The sequence below is a fragment of the Burkholderia sp. 3C genome, assembly GCF_054589155.1.
Window position 1 is genome coordinate 3402 of sequence record NZ_BAAILN010000076.1, and the last position, 15450, is coordinate 18851.

Genomic DNA, 15450 nt, shown 5'->3' on the forward strand with positions numbered 1-15450 from the left:
CGTCATAGCCGGTCGGCGTGACCAGCACGGTGTGTTCCCACTGCGCGGACAGGCTGCGGTCGCGCGTCTTGACGGTCCACTGGTCGGGCATGGTGCGGATATCGCGCTTGCCGGCGTTGATCATCGGCTCGATCGTGAAGATCATGCCTTCGACGAGTTCGATGCCGGTGCCCGGGCGGCCGTAGTGCACCACCTGCGGATCTTCGTGGAACACCGTGCCGATGCCGTGCCCGCAATATTCGCGCACGACGCTGTAGCCGCGGCTTTCGGCATGCTTCTGGATGGCGTGGCCGATATCGCCCAGATGCGCGCCGGGGCGCACCTGCTCGATGCCGAGCCACATGCATTCGTAGGTGGTTTGCGCGAGGCGCTTGGCCAGGATCGATGCTTCGCCCACCAGGAACATCCTGCTCGTGTCGCCGAAGTAGCCGTTCTTGATCACGGTGATGTCGAGGTTCACCGCATCGCCGTTCTTGAGCACCTTGTCGCCGGGGATGCCGTGGCAGATCACGTCGTTGACCGACGTGCAGATCGCCTTCGGATACGGCGGATAGCCGGGCGGCTGGTAGTTCAGCGGCGCCGGGATCGTGCCCTGCACGTTGCTCATGTACTCGTGGCAGAGACGGTCGATCTCGCCCGTCGTGGTGCCGGCGACGACGAACGGCGTGATGTAGTCGAGCACTTCGCTCGCAAGCCGGCAGGCGACGCGCATCTGCTCGATATCGTGTTCGTTCTTGATCGTGATGGCCATGATTCAGTGCCTGAAAACAATGCGTGTAATTACGGGATTATCGCACCTTCTGGGGGTGGTCGGAGCCGTTGTCCGGCGAGGGTTTCGCTTGGCGGCGGGGAGCGGGGCGGTGCGCCGCCGTGGTGCAGCCGCGCGAGGCCGACATCGGCGCGTCACGGTGTGTCGGCAAAATGGAAGGGACGGATCGATAACGGGTTTGCCCGAATGGCGCCTCGATCGGCAAAGCGACGGATGACTTGAGAGTCGTCATTTCGGCGTGCTATACTGTTTGGCTAAGTCTCGATCCGCTTGCAATTCGTGCAAGAATGGCTCGGAACTGAACGGTGCGCGCGGTTTCGCGAGCACCGAATCGCAAGCCGGCGCACCCCCTGGGTGTCGCGCGCAACTTTGCCGCGATACGGCAGCCGGCTTAAGACCCAAACCCTAGCGGAGTATTACTCTCATGGCAGTCACGATGCGCCAAATGCTGGAAGCCGGTGTCCACTTCGGTCACCAAACGCGCTTCTGGAACCCGAAGATGGCCCCGTTCATTTTCGGTCATCGCAACAAGATTCACATCATCAACCTCGAAAAGACGTTGCCGATGTTCACGGACGCACAGAAGTACGTGCGTCAGCTGGCAGCAAACCGTGGCACGATCCTGTTCGTCGGCACGAAGCGTCAATCGCGCGACACGATCGCTCAGGAAGCGCAACGCGCGGGCATGCCGTTCGTGAACGCACGCTGGCTCGGCGGCATGCTGACCAACTTCAAGACGCTGAAGGTGTCGATCAAGCGCCTGAAGGACATGGAAGCGGCTGTCGAATCGGGTGAAACCGAGAAGATGAGCAAGAAGGAAGCGCTGCTGTTCGAACGCGAAATCGCCAAGCTGCAAAAGTCGATCGGCGGCGTGAAGGACATGGGCGGCATTCCGGACGCGATCTTCGTGATCGACGTCGGCTACCACAAGATTGCCATCACCGAAGCTGCCAAGCTGGGCGTGCCGGTCATCGCCGTGGTCGATACGAACCACTCGCCGGAAGGCGTGGATTACGTGATCCCGGGTAACGACGACTCGAGCAAGGCTGTCGCGCTGTACGCCGAAGGCGTGGCCGACGCGATCCTCGAAGGCCGTGCCAATGCGGTCAACGAAGTGGTCCAGGCAGTGCGTGGCGACGACGAGTACGTCGAAGAGAACGCGTAACCGGTTCCGAACCGGCGCAAAAAGGGGGCTCTGAACAGGCCCCCTTTTTTTAAGCCGCTTTTCCCCGGAGCGTGGCGTGTCGGGCGCGAAAAATCGCGCGCCGGCGCAAATCGTCGGAAACGAATGCCCGCCGTCCGGGTCGAAGGGCGGCGTTGTGAATACAGACTCAAGGAGCGAATGATGGCGGCAATTACCGCAAGCATGGTGGCAGAACTGCGCGCAAAGACCGATGCACCGATGATGGAGTGCAAGAAGGCGCTGACGGAAGCCGACGGCGATCTGGGCAAGGCTGAAGAACTGCTGCGCGTGAAGCTCGGCAACAAGGCGAGCAAGGCAGCATCGCGCGTGACGGCCGAAGGCATCGTCACGGCGTTCGTCGGCAACGGCGCCGGCGCGCTGGTCGAACTGAACTGCGAAACCGATTTCGTCGCGAAGAACGACGATTTCCTGGCCTTCGCCAAGACGGTGGCCGAACTGGTCGCCACGCAGAACCCGGCCGACGTCGCTGCCCTGGCGGCCCTGCCGCTCGACGGCAAGACGGTCGACGAAGTGCGTCTGGCACTGGTCGGCAAGATCGGTGAAAACATCTCGATCCGCCGCTTCGTGCGCCTCGAAACCGCCAACCAGATCGCCACGTACCTGCACGGCGCACGCATCGGCGTGATCGTCGAGTACACGGGTGCGGACGAGCAGGTCGGCAAGGACGTCGCGATGCACGTCGCGGCCATGAAGCCGGTCTCGCTGTCGTCGGAACAGGTTCCGGCCGAGCTGATCGAAAAGGAACGCCGCGTTGCCGAGCAGAAGGCTGCCGAATCGGGCAAGCCGGCTGAAATCGTCGCCAAGATGGTCGACGGCAGCGTCCAGAAGTTCCTGAAGGAAGTCTCGCTGCTGAACCAGCCGTTCGTGAAGAACGACAAGCAGACGATCGAACAGATGCTGAAGGCCGCCAATGCTGCGGTGCAACAGTTCTCGCTGTTCGTGGTCGGCGAAGGCATCGAAAAGCGCCAGGACGATTTCGCCGCCGAAGTGGCGGCGCAAGTCGCGGCAGCCAAGCAGCAGTAAGCCTCACGCAGTCATGTCGTACCCGCGGCGGGCGCTCGCCCCGCCGCGGTTCGGTAGCGCCCGGAGTGTGCCTGGGTTCCGGTACACAATTTGGCAGCGCTTGCCCGAATCAGTATTTCGCCCCTACAGTTCGTGCTTGTCATCCTCTCGTCGCCTGGAAGCCCCTATGCCCAATGCCTATAAACGCGTCCTCCTCAAACTTTCCGGTGAAGCGCTGATGGGCGATGATGCCTTCGGCATCAACCGTGCGACGATCGAGCGGATGGTGGCGGACATCGCCGAGGTGGTGCGTCTCGGCACGCAGATGGCCGTGGTGATCGGCGGCGGCAACATTTTCCGTGGCGTGGCAGGCGGCGCGGCCGGCATGGACCGCGCGACCGCCGACTACATGGGGATGCTCGCGACGATGATGAACGCGCTGGCGCTGCAGGATGCCATGCGCCACGCCGGCATCGAGGCGCGCGTGCAATCGGCGCTGCGCATGGATCAGGTCGTCGAGCCGTACATCCGGCCCCGCGCGATCCGCCAGCTCGAGGAAGGCCGGGTGGTGATCTTCGCGGCCGGCACCGGCAACCCGTTCTTCACGACCGACACGGCCGCCGCGCTGCGCGGCTCGGAAGTGGGCGCGGAAGTGGTGCTGAAGGCCACCAAGGTCGACGGCGTGTATACGGCCGATCCCAAGAAGGATCCGTCCGCCACGCGTTACACGACGATCAGCTTCGACGAAGCGATCGGCCGCAATCTGCAGGTCATGGACGCCACCGCCTTTGCGCTGTGCCGCGACCAGAAGCTGCCGATTCGCGTGTTTTCGATCAACAAGCCCGGTGCGCTCAAGCGTATCGTGCAGGGCGAGGACGAAGGTACGCTCGTCCACGTATAAAATCACGCCGACACAGGCCGGGCATGACGCCGCTGGCGATATGCCGGCCTGTGCCGTTTTGAAGGTTCGAAGGTTTCGGAGGTTGAAATGAGTGTCGCTGATGTGAAGAAGGGCGTCGAGCAGAAGATGCAGCGCTCGATCGATGCGTTCAAGAACGATCTGGCGAAGATCCGTACGGGCCGTGCGCACACGGGCATGCTCGATCACGTTCAGGTCGATTACTACGGCTCGATGGTGCCGATCTCGCAGGTGGCCAACCTGACGCTCGTCGACGCCCGCACGATCGGTGTGCAGCCGTGGGAAAAGCCGATGGTGGCCAAGGTCGAAAAGGCGATCCGCGAATCGGATCTGGGCCTGAACCCGGCTACCTCGGGCGACAGCATTCGCGTGCCGATGCCGGCGCTGACGGAAGAGCGCCGCCGCGAGCTGGCCAAGGTCGTCAAGAGCGAAGGCGAGACGGCCAAGGTCGCCGTGCGCAACCTGCGCCGCGATGCCAACGAGCAACTGAAGAAGCTCGTCAAGGACAAGGAAATCTCGGAAGACGACGAGCGCCGCGCCAGCGACGAAGTCCAGAAGCTGACGGACAAGCACGTCGCCGAAATCGACAAGCTCGTGGTGTCGAAAGAAGCCGAGATCATGACGGTCTGACGCGCAACGCGCGCGTTGCACTTTTTCCCTCGGTTACTGTCTCTGCGGCCATGACTTATACCAGCTCTACCGTTCGCGTACCCGACGTGGCCATCGTGCCGCGTCACATCGCGATCATCATGGACGGCAACGGCCGTTGGGCGACCGAGCGTCGCCTGCCGCGCGTGGCGGGACATACGCGCGGCGTCGACGCAGTCCGGTCGGTCGTGGAAGGGTGCGCGCGCGCCGGCGTCGAATATCTGACGCTGTTCGCCTTCAGTTCAGAGAACTGGCGGCGGCCGAACGACGAAGTGTCGTTCCTGATGCGGCTGTTCATTACCGCGCTCGAGCGCGAGGTCGGCAAGCTGCACGCGAACGGCATCCGCCTGCGCGTGGTCGGCGATCTCGACCGTTTCGAGCCGCGCATCCGCGAGCTGATCCGCCGCGCGGAAACCAAAACCGCGCGCAACACGCGCCTGACGCTGACCATCGCCGCGAACTACGGCGGCCGCTGGGACATCCTGCAGGCCACCAGGAAGCTGATCGCGCAGGCCGTCAGCGAGGGCCGCGAGGTCGAGGTGACCGAAACGGCATTCGCCGAGCATCTGGCGATGGCCTATGCGCCGGAGCCCGACCTGTTCATCCGTACCGGCGGCGAACAGCGCGTGAGCAATTTCCTGCTCTGGCAACTCGCCTATACCGAGTTCTACTTCACGGGCAAGTTCTGGCCCGATTTCGACGCCAATGCGCTGGCCGATGCGCTTGCGTCCTATACCGATCGCGAGCGCCGGTTCGGCCGAACCAGCGCCCAGCTCGAACCCCAGTCTCAGGACGTCGACTCCCTTTCATGCTGAAGACCCGTGTTGTCACGGCGGTCGTGTTGCTGGCCATTCTGCTGCCGGTGACGCTGTTCGCGCCGCTTGCGGCATTTGGCGCGCTGATCGCGCTGGTGCTCGTGTTCGCTGCCTGGGAATGGGCGCGCCTGCTCAAGTTGGGTGCTGCCGGTTCGGTGGTCTATGCGATCGTCGCGGCCGTGGCGCTCGGCGCCAGCATGCAGCTTGGCGGCGGCGTGGATGCCGGCTTCGGGCCGTCGCGCCCCCTGATCGAAGCGGCGGCGGTGTTCTGGCTGCTGGCCGGGCCGTTCGCGCTCTGGCGCAAGCCGGTGCTGGCCGAGCGGGCCTGGCGCCCGTTCCTGCTGGTGGCCGGCCTCGTGGTGTTCGCCGCCTGCTGGCACGCCGTGGTCGCCGCGCGCGCGGCCGGCATCCCGTTCGTGCTGTCGATGCTGCTTGTCGTGTGGCTCGCCGATATAGGCGCATACTTCGCGGGCAAAGCGTTCGGCAAGCACAAGCTGGCTGTGTCGATCAGCCCCGGCAAGACCTGGGAAGGGGCGGCGGGCGGCTGGCTGGCGGTGATGATCGTCGCGGGCCTCGCGATCGGCCTGCACGCCTTCGAACCGACCCTGTTTTCATCGCTTGCGCAGCGCTTCGGCGCACCGGGCGCCTTCGCTGCACTGACCTTGCTGGTCGTGTACAGCGTGATCGGCGACCTGTTCGAATCGCTGCTCAAGCGTCAGGCCGGCGTCAAGGATTCGAGCGGGCTGCTGCCGGGCCATGGCGGCGTGCTCGACCGGGTCGACGCGCTGCTGCCGGTGCTGCCGCTGGCGGTGCTGCTGCTCGGCCAGACCGCTTAAAAACACTAGATCTTCGTCATCATGCAAAAACGCCTGACTATCCTCGGTTCGACTGGCTCGATCGGCGAGAGCACGCTCGACGTCGTCGCGCGCCACCCCGATCGCTTCTCGGTCTACGCGTTGAGCGCGCACCGCAACGGCGACAAGCTCGTCGAGCAGTGCCTGAAGTTCGCGCCCGAGGTGGCCGTGGTCGGCAGCGCCGAACTGGCCGCTCAGGTCGAAGCGAAGCTGCGCGCGGCCGGTAGCCGCACCGAAGTCACGTACGGCCCGCAAGCGCTGGTCGCGGTGGCGCAGTCGGACGCGTGCGACACCGTGGTGGCCGCCATCGTCGGCGCGGCCGGCCTGCCGTCGAGCCTGGCCGCGGCGCGCGCCGGCAAGCGTATCCTGCTCGCGAACAAGGAATCGCTGGTGATGTCGGGTTCGATCTTCATGGACGCCGTGCGCGACCATGGCGCGATCCTGCTGCCGGTCGACAGCGAGCACAATGCGATCTTCCAGTGCATGCCGCGCGACATCGCCGAGCATGGCGGTATCGCCAAGATCATCGTGACCGCCTCGGGCGGCCCGTTCCGCACGCGCGAGCCGGCCACGCTGGTCGACGTGACGCCGGACGAGGCCTGCAAGCACCCGAACTGGTCGATGGGTCGCAAGATTTCGGTCGATTCGGCCACGATGATGAACAAGGGCCTCGAAGTGATCGAGGCGCACTGGATCTTCGGCTTGCCGAGCGAGCGGATCGACGTGCTGATCCATCCGCAGAGCGTGATCCACTCGCTGGTGTCGTACAAGGACGGCTCGGTGCTCGCGCAGCTCGGCAACCCCGACATGCGCACGCCGATCGCGCATGCGCTGGCGTTCCCCGATCGCGTCGATGCCGGCGTCGCCCAGCTCGATCTCGCGCAGATCGCCACGCTGAATTTCGAAAAACCCGATTTCGCGCGCTTCCCGTGCCTTGCGCTGGCGATCCAGTCGCTCGACGCGGGCGGCGTGGCCAGTGCGATGCTGAACGCGGCCAACGAAATTGCCGTCGAGGCGTTCCTGGCACGCCGCATCGGCTTCATGGACATCGCGCATACGGTGGATGCGGTGCTCGACCGTCTGGCGAATCGCGAACCCGACGGCCTCGACGACGTGCTGGCGGCCGATGCCGAAGCGCGCCGTGCGGCCGACGCCGTGATCGCGAATCTGCCTGTCCCGCGCGCGGAGCGCGCAGCCTGACCGAGAGGGGCGCATGAATGTGCTGATCGAGCTGGTGGCGTTTGCAGTGGCGATCGGTGTGCTGGTCGTCGTTCACGAATACGGGCATTACAGCGTCGCGCGGCTGTGCGGCGTGAAGGTGCTGCGCTTCTCGATCGGCTTCGGCACGGTGTTGCTGCGGCATACGAGCCGCCGCACCGGCACCGAATGGACACTCTCGGCGCTGCCGCTCGGCGGCTACGTGAAGATGCTCGACGAGCGCGATCCCGGCCCGGACGGCATCGCCGCGGCCGATTTGCCGCAGGCGTTCAATCGTCAGTCGGTCTGGAAGCGGATCGCGATCGTCGCGGCTGGCCCGCTCGCCAATTTCCTGCTCGCGATCGTGCTGTTTTCGTCGGTGTTCGCGACGGGCGTGACCGAGCCGGCGGCGATCGTGGCGGCGCCGGCCGCCGACACGGTGGCCGCGCGGGCCGGCTTCGACGGCGGCGAAACCATCGTGTCGATTCGCGATGCGCACGGCGGCGCGAGCGAGCCGGTGCGGTCGTGGTCGGATCTGCGCTGGAAGCTGCTCGGGGCGACGATCGATCATCGCAACGTGATCCTCGGCGCCCGTTCGGGCAGTGGCGCGATCTACGATTTTCGCGTGGACCTGAGCGGTGTCGATCCGAATACGGCCGACGATGATTATTTGTCGCACCTCGGTTTCGAACCGGGCGGCGGCTCGCTGTCGATTTCGGCGGTCACGCCGGGCAGCGCCTCGGAGCAGGCCGGCCTGCAGCCCGGCGACAAGCTGGTGGCGCTGGACGGCAAGCCGGTGTCGGGTGCGGCGCGTTTCATCGATGCGATCAAGTCGCACGCGGGCCGTCCGCTTGCGCTGCAGATCGCGCGCGGTGACGCCGAGCGCACGCTGACCATCGTGCCGCACGCCGAGCGCGATGCCACGCCGGGCGCGAACGGCGCGCAGGTCGGCCGGATCGGCGCGGCGCTGGCACTGCATGCGCCGTCCGTGGACGTGCGCTACGGCGTGCTCGAAAGCGTCAACCTGGGCGTGCGCCGCACCTGGGGTATTTCGGTGTATTCGCTGAAGATGTTCGGGCGAATGCTGACGGGCGAGGCTTCGCTGAAGAATCTGTCCGGCCCGGTGACGATCGCCGACTATGCGGGCAAGAGCGCGCGGCTCGGTTTATCGGCCTTCCTGTCGTTTCTGGCGCTGGTCAGCATCAGCCTCGGCGTGCTGAACTTGCTGCCGATTCCGGTTTTGGACGGGGGGCATCTGTTATATTATCTGGTTGAAGCCGCGACCGGGAAGGCCGTTTCGGAACGCTGGCAACTGATTCTGCAAAGAGCGGGGTTGATCTGCATCGTCGCACTGTCGGCGATTGCGCTCTTCAACGATCTGTCTCGTTTAATCCATTCATGAAGCGTCGGGCGAGGGCTGCGAGGGCCGTCGCCTGATCTGATGCAAGCTTAAATACTGGGGATGCACGTTGTTCAAACCTCATCGCTTCGTACCCAAGACTGTAGCCGCCGCGGCACTCGCCGTGCACGGACTCGCAGCCCACGCGACATCGCCGTTCGTCGTGCAGGATATCAAGATCGAGGGCTTGCAGCGTGTCGAAGCCGGTTCGGTGTTCGCCTACCTGCCGATCAAACAGGGCGATACGTTCACGGACGACAAGGCATCCGAAGCAATCCGCGCGCTGTATGCCACGGGCTTCTTCAATGACGTGAAGATCGCGACGCAAGGCAGCGTCGTGATCGTGCAGGTGCAGGAGCGCCCGGCGATTTCGGCGATCGACTTCACCGGCATCAAGGAATTCGACAAGGACAACCTGACCAAGGCGCTGCGCGCGGTCGGGCTGTCGCAAGGCCGCTACTACGACAAGTCGCTGGTGGACAAGGCCGAACAGGAACTGAAGCGCCAGTACCTGACGCGCGGCTACTACGCCGCCGAAGTCACCACCACGATCACGCCGGTCGACGCGAACCGCGTCTCGATCCTGTTCTCGGTGGCCGAAGGCCCGAGCGCCAAGATCCGCCAGATCAACTTCATCGGCAACAAAACCTTCAGCACGAGCACGCTGCGCAATGAAATGCAGCTGTCGACGCCGAACTGGTTCTCCTGGTACACGAAGAACGACCTCTACTCGAAGGAAAAGCTCACGGGCGACCTCGAGAACGTCCGCTCCTACTACCTGAATCGCGGTTATCTCGAGTTCAACATCGAGTCGACGCAGGTGTCCATCTCGCCGGACAAGAAGGACATGTACCTGACGCTGACGCTGCACGAGGGCGAGCCGTACACGATCTCGAGCGTGCAACTGTCGGGCAACCTGCTCGACCGTCAGGCGGAGCTGCAGAAGCTGGTCAAGATCAAGGCCGGCGAGCGCTTCTCGGCCGAAAAGCTGCAGGCCACCACCAAGGCGATCGTCGACAAGCTCGGTGAATACGGTTACGCATTCGCAACCGTCAACGCCCAGCCCGCCATCGATCAGGCCACGCACAAGGTCGGCCTGACGCTGGTGGTCGATCCGAGCCGCCGCGTGTATGTGCGCCGCATCAACGTGGTCGGCAACTCGCGCACGCGCGACGAAGTCGTGCGCCGCGAAATGCGCCAGCTCGAAAGCTCGTGGTTCGATTCGAGCCGCCTCGCGCTGTCGAAGGATCGCGTGAACCGCCTCGGCTACTTCACCGACGTCGATGTCTCGACCGTGCCGGTGGACGGCACGACCGACCAGGTCGACGTCAACGTCAAGGTGACCGAAAAGCCCACCGGCGCGATCACGCTGGGCGCCGGCTTCTCGTCGACCGACAAGGTCGTGCTGTCGGCCGGTATCTCGCAGGACAACGTGTTCGGTTCGGGCACCAGCCTGTCGGTCAACGTCAACACGGCGCGCAGCTACCGCACGCTGACGGTGACCCAGGTCGATCCGTACTTCACGGTGGACGGCATCAAGCGCATCACCGATGTGTTCTATCGCACGTACCAGCCGCTGTACTACTCGACCAATTCGAGCTTCCGGATCATCACGGCCGGTGGCGACATGAAGTTCGGCATCCCGTTCTCGGAAGTCGATACCGTGTTCTTCGGCGTGGGCTTCGAGCAGAACCGCCTGGACGTCGATGCAGATACGCCGCAGAGCTACCAGGATTACGTGCAGCAGTTCGGCCGCGTGTCGAACTCGGTGCCGCTGACGGTGGGCTGGTCGCGTGACGCGCGTGACAGCGCGCTGATCCCGAGCCGCGGTTACTTCACGCAGGCCAATATCGAGTACGGCGCGCCGATCGACAAGATCCAGTACTACAAGGCCGACATCCAGGCCCAGTACTACTATTCGTTCTCGCGCGGCTTCATCCTGGGCCTGAACTTCCAGGGCGGCTACGGTAACGGCATCGGCAACGCGTACCCGATCTTCAAGAACTACTACGCGGGCGGTATCGGTTCGGTGCGTGGCTACGAGCCGAGCTCGCTGGGCCCGCGCGACACCAAGACCAACGACCCGATCGGCGGTTCGAAGATGCTCGTCGGCAACATCGAGCTGACGTTCCCGCTGCCGGGCACCGGTTACGACCGCACGCTGCGCGTGTTCACGTTCTTCGACGGCGGTAACGTCTGGGGCAATGCACCTGGCGGTACCAGCACGGGCGCGAACGGCCTGCGTTACGGCTATGGCGTGGGTCTCGCGTGGATCTCGCCGATCGGCCCGCTCAAGCTGAGCCTCGGCTTCCCGCTGCAGAAGCACGAAGGCGACCAGTACCAGAAATTCCAGTTCCAGATCGGTACGGCATTCTGATCGGAACCGCAACATCAAACGCATCGAGAGGGTAATTTTGCTAACCGGTAAGTTTTCGAAACGAGTGATGTGCGCGTTGGCGCTCGCTGCTGCGCTCGGCGCGACGGCCGCGCAGGCGCAGGACGTCGCTCGGATCGCGGCGGTCAATTCCGACCGGATCCTCCGCGAGTCGGCGCCGGCCAAGGCCGCGCAGACCAAGCTCGAAGCCGAGTTCGCGAAGCGCGACAAGGACCTGCAGGACATGGCCGCGCGCCTCAAGACGCTGTCGGATTCTCTCGACAAGAACGGGCAATCGCTGTCGGCCGCCGATCGCGCACAGAAGCAGCGCGATCTGGCCCAGCTCGACACCGATTTCCAGCGCAAGCAGCGCGAGTTTCGCGAAGACCTGAACCAGCGTCGCAACGAGGAGCTCGCGGCCGTGCTGGAGAAGGCGAACAAGGTGATCAAGCAGATCGCCGAACAGCAGAACTACGATCTGATCGTGCAGGAGGCTGTCTACGTCAGCCCGCGCATCGATATCACCGACAAGGTGCTGAAGGCGCTCGCGTCGCCTTCCGGTTCGTTGAACTGACCAGGACGGAGTACGCATGGCATTGACGCTTGAGGCACTCGCCCAACGTTTCGGCGGGGACATCGCCGGCGATTCGCACTGCCAGGTCGCCGGCTTGGCGCCGCTCGATCAGGCCGGCCCGAACCAGCTCGCGTTCCTCGCCAATCCGAAATATCTGTCGCAGGTCGAGACCACCCGCGCCGGCGCGGTGCTGATCAAGCCGCAGGATCTCGAGAAGCTCGGCGCGGCCGCGGAAGGCCGCAACTTCATCGTCACCCCGAACCCCTACGCCTATTTCGCGCGCGTCGCGCAGATGTTCATCGATCTGGCCGCGCCGAAGCGTGCGTCGGGCGTGCATCCGAGCGCGAACGTCGATGCCGCCGCGCAGGTGGCGGCGAGCGCCGTGATCGGCCCGAACGTGACGGTCGAGGCGGGCGCGGTGATCGGCGAGCACGTGCGGCTCGACGCCAATGTGTTCGTCGGTGCCGGCACCAAGATCGGAGAAGGCTCGCATCTGTATCCGAACGTGGCGATCTATCACGGCTGCGACATCGGCGTGCGTGCGATCATCCATTCGGGCGCCGTGATCGGTTCCGACGGGTTCGGCTTCGCGCCCGATTTCGTGGGCGATGGCGCAGAGCGCACCGGTACCTGGGTGAAGATCCCGCAGGTCGGCGGCGTGAAGATCGGCCCGGACGTCGAGATCGGCGCGAACACCGTGATCGACCGCGGCGCGATGGCCGACACGGTCATCGAGGAATGCGTCAAGATCGACAACCTCGTGCAGATCGCGCACAACTGCCGCATTGGCGCCTATACCGTGATCGCCGGCTGTGCCGGCATCGCGGGCAGCACCCATATCGGCCGCCATTGCATGATCGGCGGCGCGGTCGGCATCGCCGGCCACGTCACGCTCGGCGATTACGTGATCGTCACGGCGCAATCGGGCGTATCGAAATCCCTGCCGAAGGCAGGCATCTACACGAGCGCGTTCCCGGCCGTCGACAACGGCGAATGGAACCGGAGCGCGGCGCTCGTGCGCAATCTCGACAAACTGCGCGACCGCATCCGCTCGCTCGAAACCGCGCTTGCCGCGCGGAACGACGGACCCGCGCAGGACTGAACGTCGAAACAGGGCGCGGTGCTCGGCCGGGATCGGCCGCCACCGCGATCAAACAGGGCCGCTCCGCGCTTCGGGCGGTCCTCGGCATTTGCATCATCACCGCGCAGTGATTGCGTGAGACGAACCATCATGAGCATCGAACAAATCAATTTCGACATCCACAAGATTCTCACGCTGCTGCCGCATCGTTATCCGATTCTGCTCGTCGACCGCGTGCTCGAACTCACCCCGCACGAAAGCATCAAAGCCCTGAAGAACGTCACGATCAACGAGCCGTTCTTCCAGGGCCACTTTCCGCAGCGTCCGGTGATGCCGGGCGTGCTGATCATCGAGGCGCTGGCGCAGGCCGCCGCGCTGCTCACGTTCAGCGAGGAATCGTCCACGGTCGATCCGAGCAATTCGCTGTACTACTTCGTCGGCATCGACGGCGCGCGCTTCAAGCGCGTGGTGGAGCCGGGCGATCAGCTGATCCTGAACGTCAAGTTCCAGCGCTATATTCGCGGCATCTGGAAGTTCTCGGCCACGGCGGAAGTCGATGGCAAGGTGGCGGCGGAAGCCGAACTGATGTGCACGGTGAAGCCGGCCGACGCGGCGCCCTGAGCGACGCGCGGCGCAACCGAGGCACGACTGACTAAGAGAGGCAACCGCGCATGAGCAGGATTCATCCCACGGCCATCATCGAACCGGGCGCGCAGATCGACGCCACGGTCGAGATCGGCCCGTACGCGATCATCGGCGCGAACGTGACGATCGGCGCGCGCACCACGATCGGCTCGCACAGCGTGATCGAAGGGCACACCACGATCGGCGAAGACAACCGCATCGGCCATTACGCGTCGATCGGCGGGCGTCCGCAGGACATGAAGTACAAGGACGAGCCCACCCGGCTCGTGATCGGCGATCGCAACACCATCCGCGAATTCACGACGATCCACACCGGCACCGTGCAGGACACCGGCGTGACCACGCTCGGCGACGACAACTGGATCATGGCCTACGTGCACATCGGCCATGATTGCCGGGTCGGCAACCACGTGATCATGTCGAGCAACGCACAGATGGCGGGGCACGTCGAGGTGGGAGACTGGGCGATCGTCGGCGGCATGTCCGGCGTGCACCAGTTCGTGCGGATCGGCGCGCATTCGATGCTGGGCGGCGCATCGGCGCTGGTTCAGGACGTGCCGCCGTTCGTGATCTCGGCCGGCAACAAGGCCGTGCCGCACGGCATCAACGTCGAGGGGCTGCGCCGCCGCGGCTTCTCGGCCGAGTCGATCAGCACGCTGCGCAGCGCGTACCGGGTCGTCTACAAGAGCGGCAAGACGCTCGACGAGGCCAAGGCCGAACTGCGCGAGCTGGTGGCCGCGGGCGGCGAGGGCGTGGAAGCGCTGACGGCCTTCGTCGACTTCATCGACGCCTCGCAACGCGGCATCATCCGCTGACGATGGCGCTCACTTCGACTCCGCTGCGTCTCGCGCTCGTCGCGGGCGAGCCGTCGGGCGACCTGCTCGGCGCGTCGCTGCTGGGCGGGCTGCACGCGCGCCTGCCCGGTTCCGCGCACTACTACGGCATCGGCGGGCCGCGCATGATGACGGCCGGCTTCGATTCGCACTGGCCGATGGATCGCCTGACGGTGCGCGGCTATGTCGAGGCGCTCAAGGAAATCCCCGGCATCCTGCGCATTCGCACCGAGCTCAAGCGCCAGTTGCTGGCCGAGCCGCCCGACGTGTTCGTCGGCATCGATGCGCCGGACTTCAATTTCGGCGTCGAGCAATCGCTGCGCGACGCCGGCATTCCGACCGTCCACTTCGTGTGCCCGTCGATCTGGGCCTGGCGCGGCGGGCGGATCAAGAAGATCGTCAAGTCGGTCGATCACATGCTGTGTCTGTTTCCGTTCGAAACGGCGCTGCTCGAGAAGGCCGGCGTGGCCTCGACCTACGTGGGCCATCCGCTGGCCGACGACATCCCGCTCGAACCCGACACGCGCGGCGCGCGGATCGCCCTCGGGCTGCCCGAAAGCGGCCCCGTGATCGCGGTGTTGCCGGGCAGCCGGCGCTCCGAAATCGGCTTGATCGGGCCGACGTTCTTCGCGGCCATGGCGCTGATGCACCAGCGCGAGCCGGGCGTGCGTTTCGTGATGCCGGCGGCCACGCCGCAGTTGCGCAGCCTGCTGCAGCCGCTCGTCGATGCGCATCCGCAACTGCCGCTGACGCTGACCGACGGCCGCTCGCAGGTCGCCATGACGGCGGCCGATGCGATCCTCGTCAAGAGCGGCACGGTGACGCTCGAAGCGGCGCTGCTCAAGAAGCCGATGGTGATCTCGTACAAGGTGCCCTGGCTGACGGGGCAGGTGATGCGCCGGCAGGGCTATCTGCCGTACGTCGGGCTGCCGAACATCCTGGCCGGCCGTTTCGTGGTGCCCGAACTGCTTCAGCACTTCGCGACGCCCGAGGCGCTGGCCGACGCGACGCTCACGCAGTTGCGCGACGACGCCAACCGCCGCACGCTCCACGAGGTCTTCACCGAAATGCACCTGTCGCTGCGCCAGAACACGGCCGCGCGCGCGGCCGAGGCGGTCGAGCGGGTGGTGGCGAAC

General features: G+C 65.0%; 15 protein-coding genes. 14 read left to right on the forward strand and 1 reads right to left on the reverse strand.

Annotated elements, in window-relative coordinates:
• A partial coding sequence (gene map, locus ACYP33_RS13640) for a type I methionyl aminopeptidase (protein ID WP_459622312.1) occupies window positions 1-751 on the reverse strand: 751 nt, incomplete at its 3' end.
• A 442-nt stretch (window positions 752-1193) separates the two neighbouring features.
• On the opposite strand from map, the gene rpsB reads away from it, so the two are divergent.
• From rpsB to lpxB, 14 genes are all read left to right on the forward strand, one after another.
• Window positions 1194-1934: a 30S ribosomal protein S2 gene (gene rpsB, locus ACYP33_RS13645; RefSeq protein WP_414442189.1), complete on the forward strand. Its 741-nt coding sequence runs from the start codon at window positions 1194-1196 to the stop codon at window positions 1932-1934.
• A 180-nt stretch (window positions 1935-2114) separates the two neighbouring features.
• A complete protein-coding gene (gene tsf / locus ACYP33_RS13650; protein ID WP_414442188.1) occupies window positions 2115-2996 on the forward strand; it encodes a translation elongation factor Ts in 882 nt (293 codons plus the stop codon).
• A gap of 166 nt (window positions 2997-3162) precedes the next feature.
• On the forward strand, window positions 3163-3876 hold the full coding sequence (gene pyrH / locus ACYP33_RS13655) for a UMP kinase (RefSeq protein WP_414451665.1): 714 nt from the start codon (window positions 3163-3165) through the stop codon (window positions 3874-3876).
• Window positions 3877-3963: 87 nt separating this feature from the next.
• A complete protein-coding gene (gene frr, locus ACYP33_RS13660; protein WP_414442186.1) occupies window positions 3964-4524 on the forward strand; it encodes a ribosome recycling factor in 561 nt (186 codons plus the stop codon).
• A gap of 50 nt (window positions 4525-4574) precedes the next feature.
• Window positions 4575-5357 (forward strand): polyprenyl diphosphate synthase, encoded by a 783-nt coding sequence (gene uppS, locus ACYP33_RS13665; protein ID WP_414442185.1) that lies wholly within the window; start codon window positions 4575-4577, stop codon window positions 5355-5357.
• Window positions 5351-6193 (forward strand): phosphatidate cytidylyltransferase, encoded by an 843-nt coding sequence (locus tag ACYP33_RS13670; RefSeq protein ID WP_459622315.1) that lies wholly within the window; start codon window positions 5351-5353, stop codon window positions 6191-6193. The genes uppS and ACYP33_RS13670 overlap by 7 nt, the downstream gene beginning before the upstream one ends.
• Before the next feature lie 21 nt (window positions 6194-6214).
• Window positions 6215-7411 carry a 1-deoxy-D-xylulose-5-phosphate reductoisomerase gene (locus tag ACYP33_RS13675; protein WP_414442183.1) on the forward strand — a complete coding sequence of 399 codons (1197 nt, stop codon included), beginning with the start codon at window positions 6215-6217 and terminating at the stop codon, window positions 7409-7411.
• A gap of 13 nt (window positions 7412-7424) precedes the next feature.
• Complete coding sequence (gene rseP, locus ACYP33_RS13680) at window positions 7425-8810, forward strand: RIP metalloprotease RseP (RefSeq protein ID WP_459622318.1); 1386 nt, start codon at window positions 7425-7427, stop codon at window positions 8808-8810.
• 67 nt (window positions 8811-8877) lie between these two features.
• Window positions 8878-11184, forward strand: coding sequence for an outer membrane protein assembly factor BamA (bamA, locus tag ACYP33_RS13685; protein WP_414442181.1), 2307 nt, complete (start codon window positions 8878-8880; stop codon window positions 11182-11184).
• 67 nt (window positions 11185-11251) lie between these two features.
• On the forward strand, window positions 11252-11755 hold the full coding sequence (locus ACYP33_RS13690; protein WP_414451669.1) for an OmpH/Skp family outer membrane protein: 504 nt from the start codon (window positions 11252-11254) through the stop codon (window positions 11753-11755).
• A 16-nt stretch (window positions 11756-11771) separates the two neighbouring features.
• Window positions 11772-12857: a UDP-3-O-(3-hydroxymyristoyl)glucosamine N-acyltransferase gene (gene lpxD / locus ACYP33_RS13695; protein ID WP_414442179.1), complete on the forward strand. Its 1086-nt coding sequence runs from the start codon at window positions 11772-11774 to the stop codon at window positions 12855-12857.
• A 129-nt stretch (window positions 12858-12986) separates the two neighbouring features.
• On the forward strand, window positions 12987-13457 hold the full coding sequence (gene fabZ, locus ACYP33_RS13700; protein ID WP_414442178.1) for a 3-hydroxyacyl-ACP dehydratase FabZ: 471 nt from the start codon (window positions 12987-12989) through the stop codon (window positions 13455-13457).
• Window positions 13458-13507: 50 nt separating this feature from the next.
• Window positions 13508-14296, forward strand: a complete 789-nt coding sequence (gene lpxA, locus ACYP33_RS13705) for an acyl-ACP--UDP-N-acetylglucosamine O-acyltransferase (RefSeq protein WP_414451670.1) — start codon at window positions 13508-13510, stop codon at window positions 14294-14296.
• Window positions 14297-14298: 2 nt separating this feature from the next.
• Window positions 14299-15450: lipid-A-disaccharide synthase (lpxB, locus tag ACYP33_RS13710; protein WP_459622321.1), on the forward strand; the 1152-nt coding region annotated here is incomplete at its 3' end.

Excerpts from the sequence above, each read along its gene's own strand:
- uppS (WP_414442185.1), top strand. The coding sequence starts at position 4,575 with ATGACTTATACCAGCTCTACCGTTCGCGTACCCGACGTGGCCATCGTG.
- ACYP33_RS13690 (WP_414451669.1), top strand. The coding sequence starts at position 11,252 with ATGTGCGCGTTGGCGCTCGCTGCTGCGCTCGGCGCGACGGCCGCGCAG.
- frr (WP_414442186.1), top strand. The coding sequence starts at position 3,964 with ATGAGTGTCGCTGATGTGAAGAAGGGCGTCGAGCAGAAGATGCAGCGC.
- pyrH (WP_414451665.1), top strand. The coding sequence starts at position 3,163 with ATGCCCAATGCCTATAAACGCGTCCTCCTCAAACTTTCCGGTGAAGCG.
- tsf (WP_414442188.1), top strand. The coding sequence starts at position 2,115 with ATGGCGGCAATTACCGCAAGCATGGTGGCAGAACTGCGCGCAAAGACC.
- lpxD (WP_414442179.1), top strand. The coding sequence starts at position 11,772 with ATGGCATTGACGCTTGAGGCACTCGCCCAACGTTTCGGCGGGGACATC.
- lpxA (WP_414451670.1), top strand. The coding sequence starts at position 13,508 with ATGAGCAGGATTCATCCCACGGCCATCATCGAACCGGGCGCGCAGATC.
- rseP (WP_459622318.1), top strand. The coding sequence starts at position 7,425 with ATGAATGTGCTGATCGAGCTGGTGGCGTTTGCAGTGGCGATCGGTGTG.
- ACYP33_RS13675 (WP_414442183.1), top strand. The coding sequence starts at position 6,215 with ATGCAAAAACGCCTGACTATCCTCGGTTCGACTGGCTCGATCGGCGAG.
- rpsB (WP_414442189.1), top strand. The coding sequence starts at position 1,194 with ATGGCAGTCACGATGCGCCAAATGCTGGAAGCCGGTGTCCACTTCGGT.
- ACYP33_RS13670 (WP_459622315.1), top strand. The coding sequence starts at position 5,351 with ATGCTGAAGACCCGTGTTGTCACGGCGGTCGTGTTGCTGGCCATTCTG.
- fabZ (WP_414442178.1), top strand. The coding sequence starts at position 12,987 with ATGAGCATCGAACAAATCAATTTCGACATCCACAAGATTCTCACGCTG.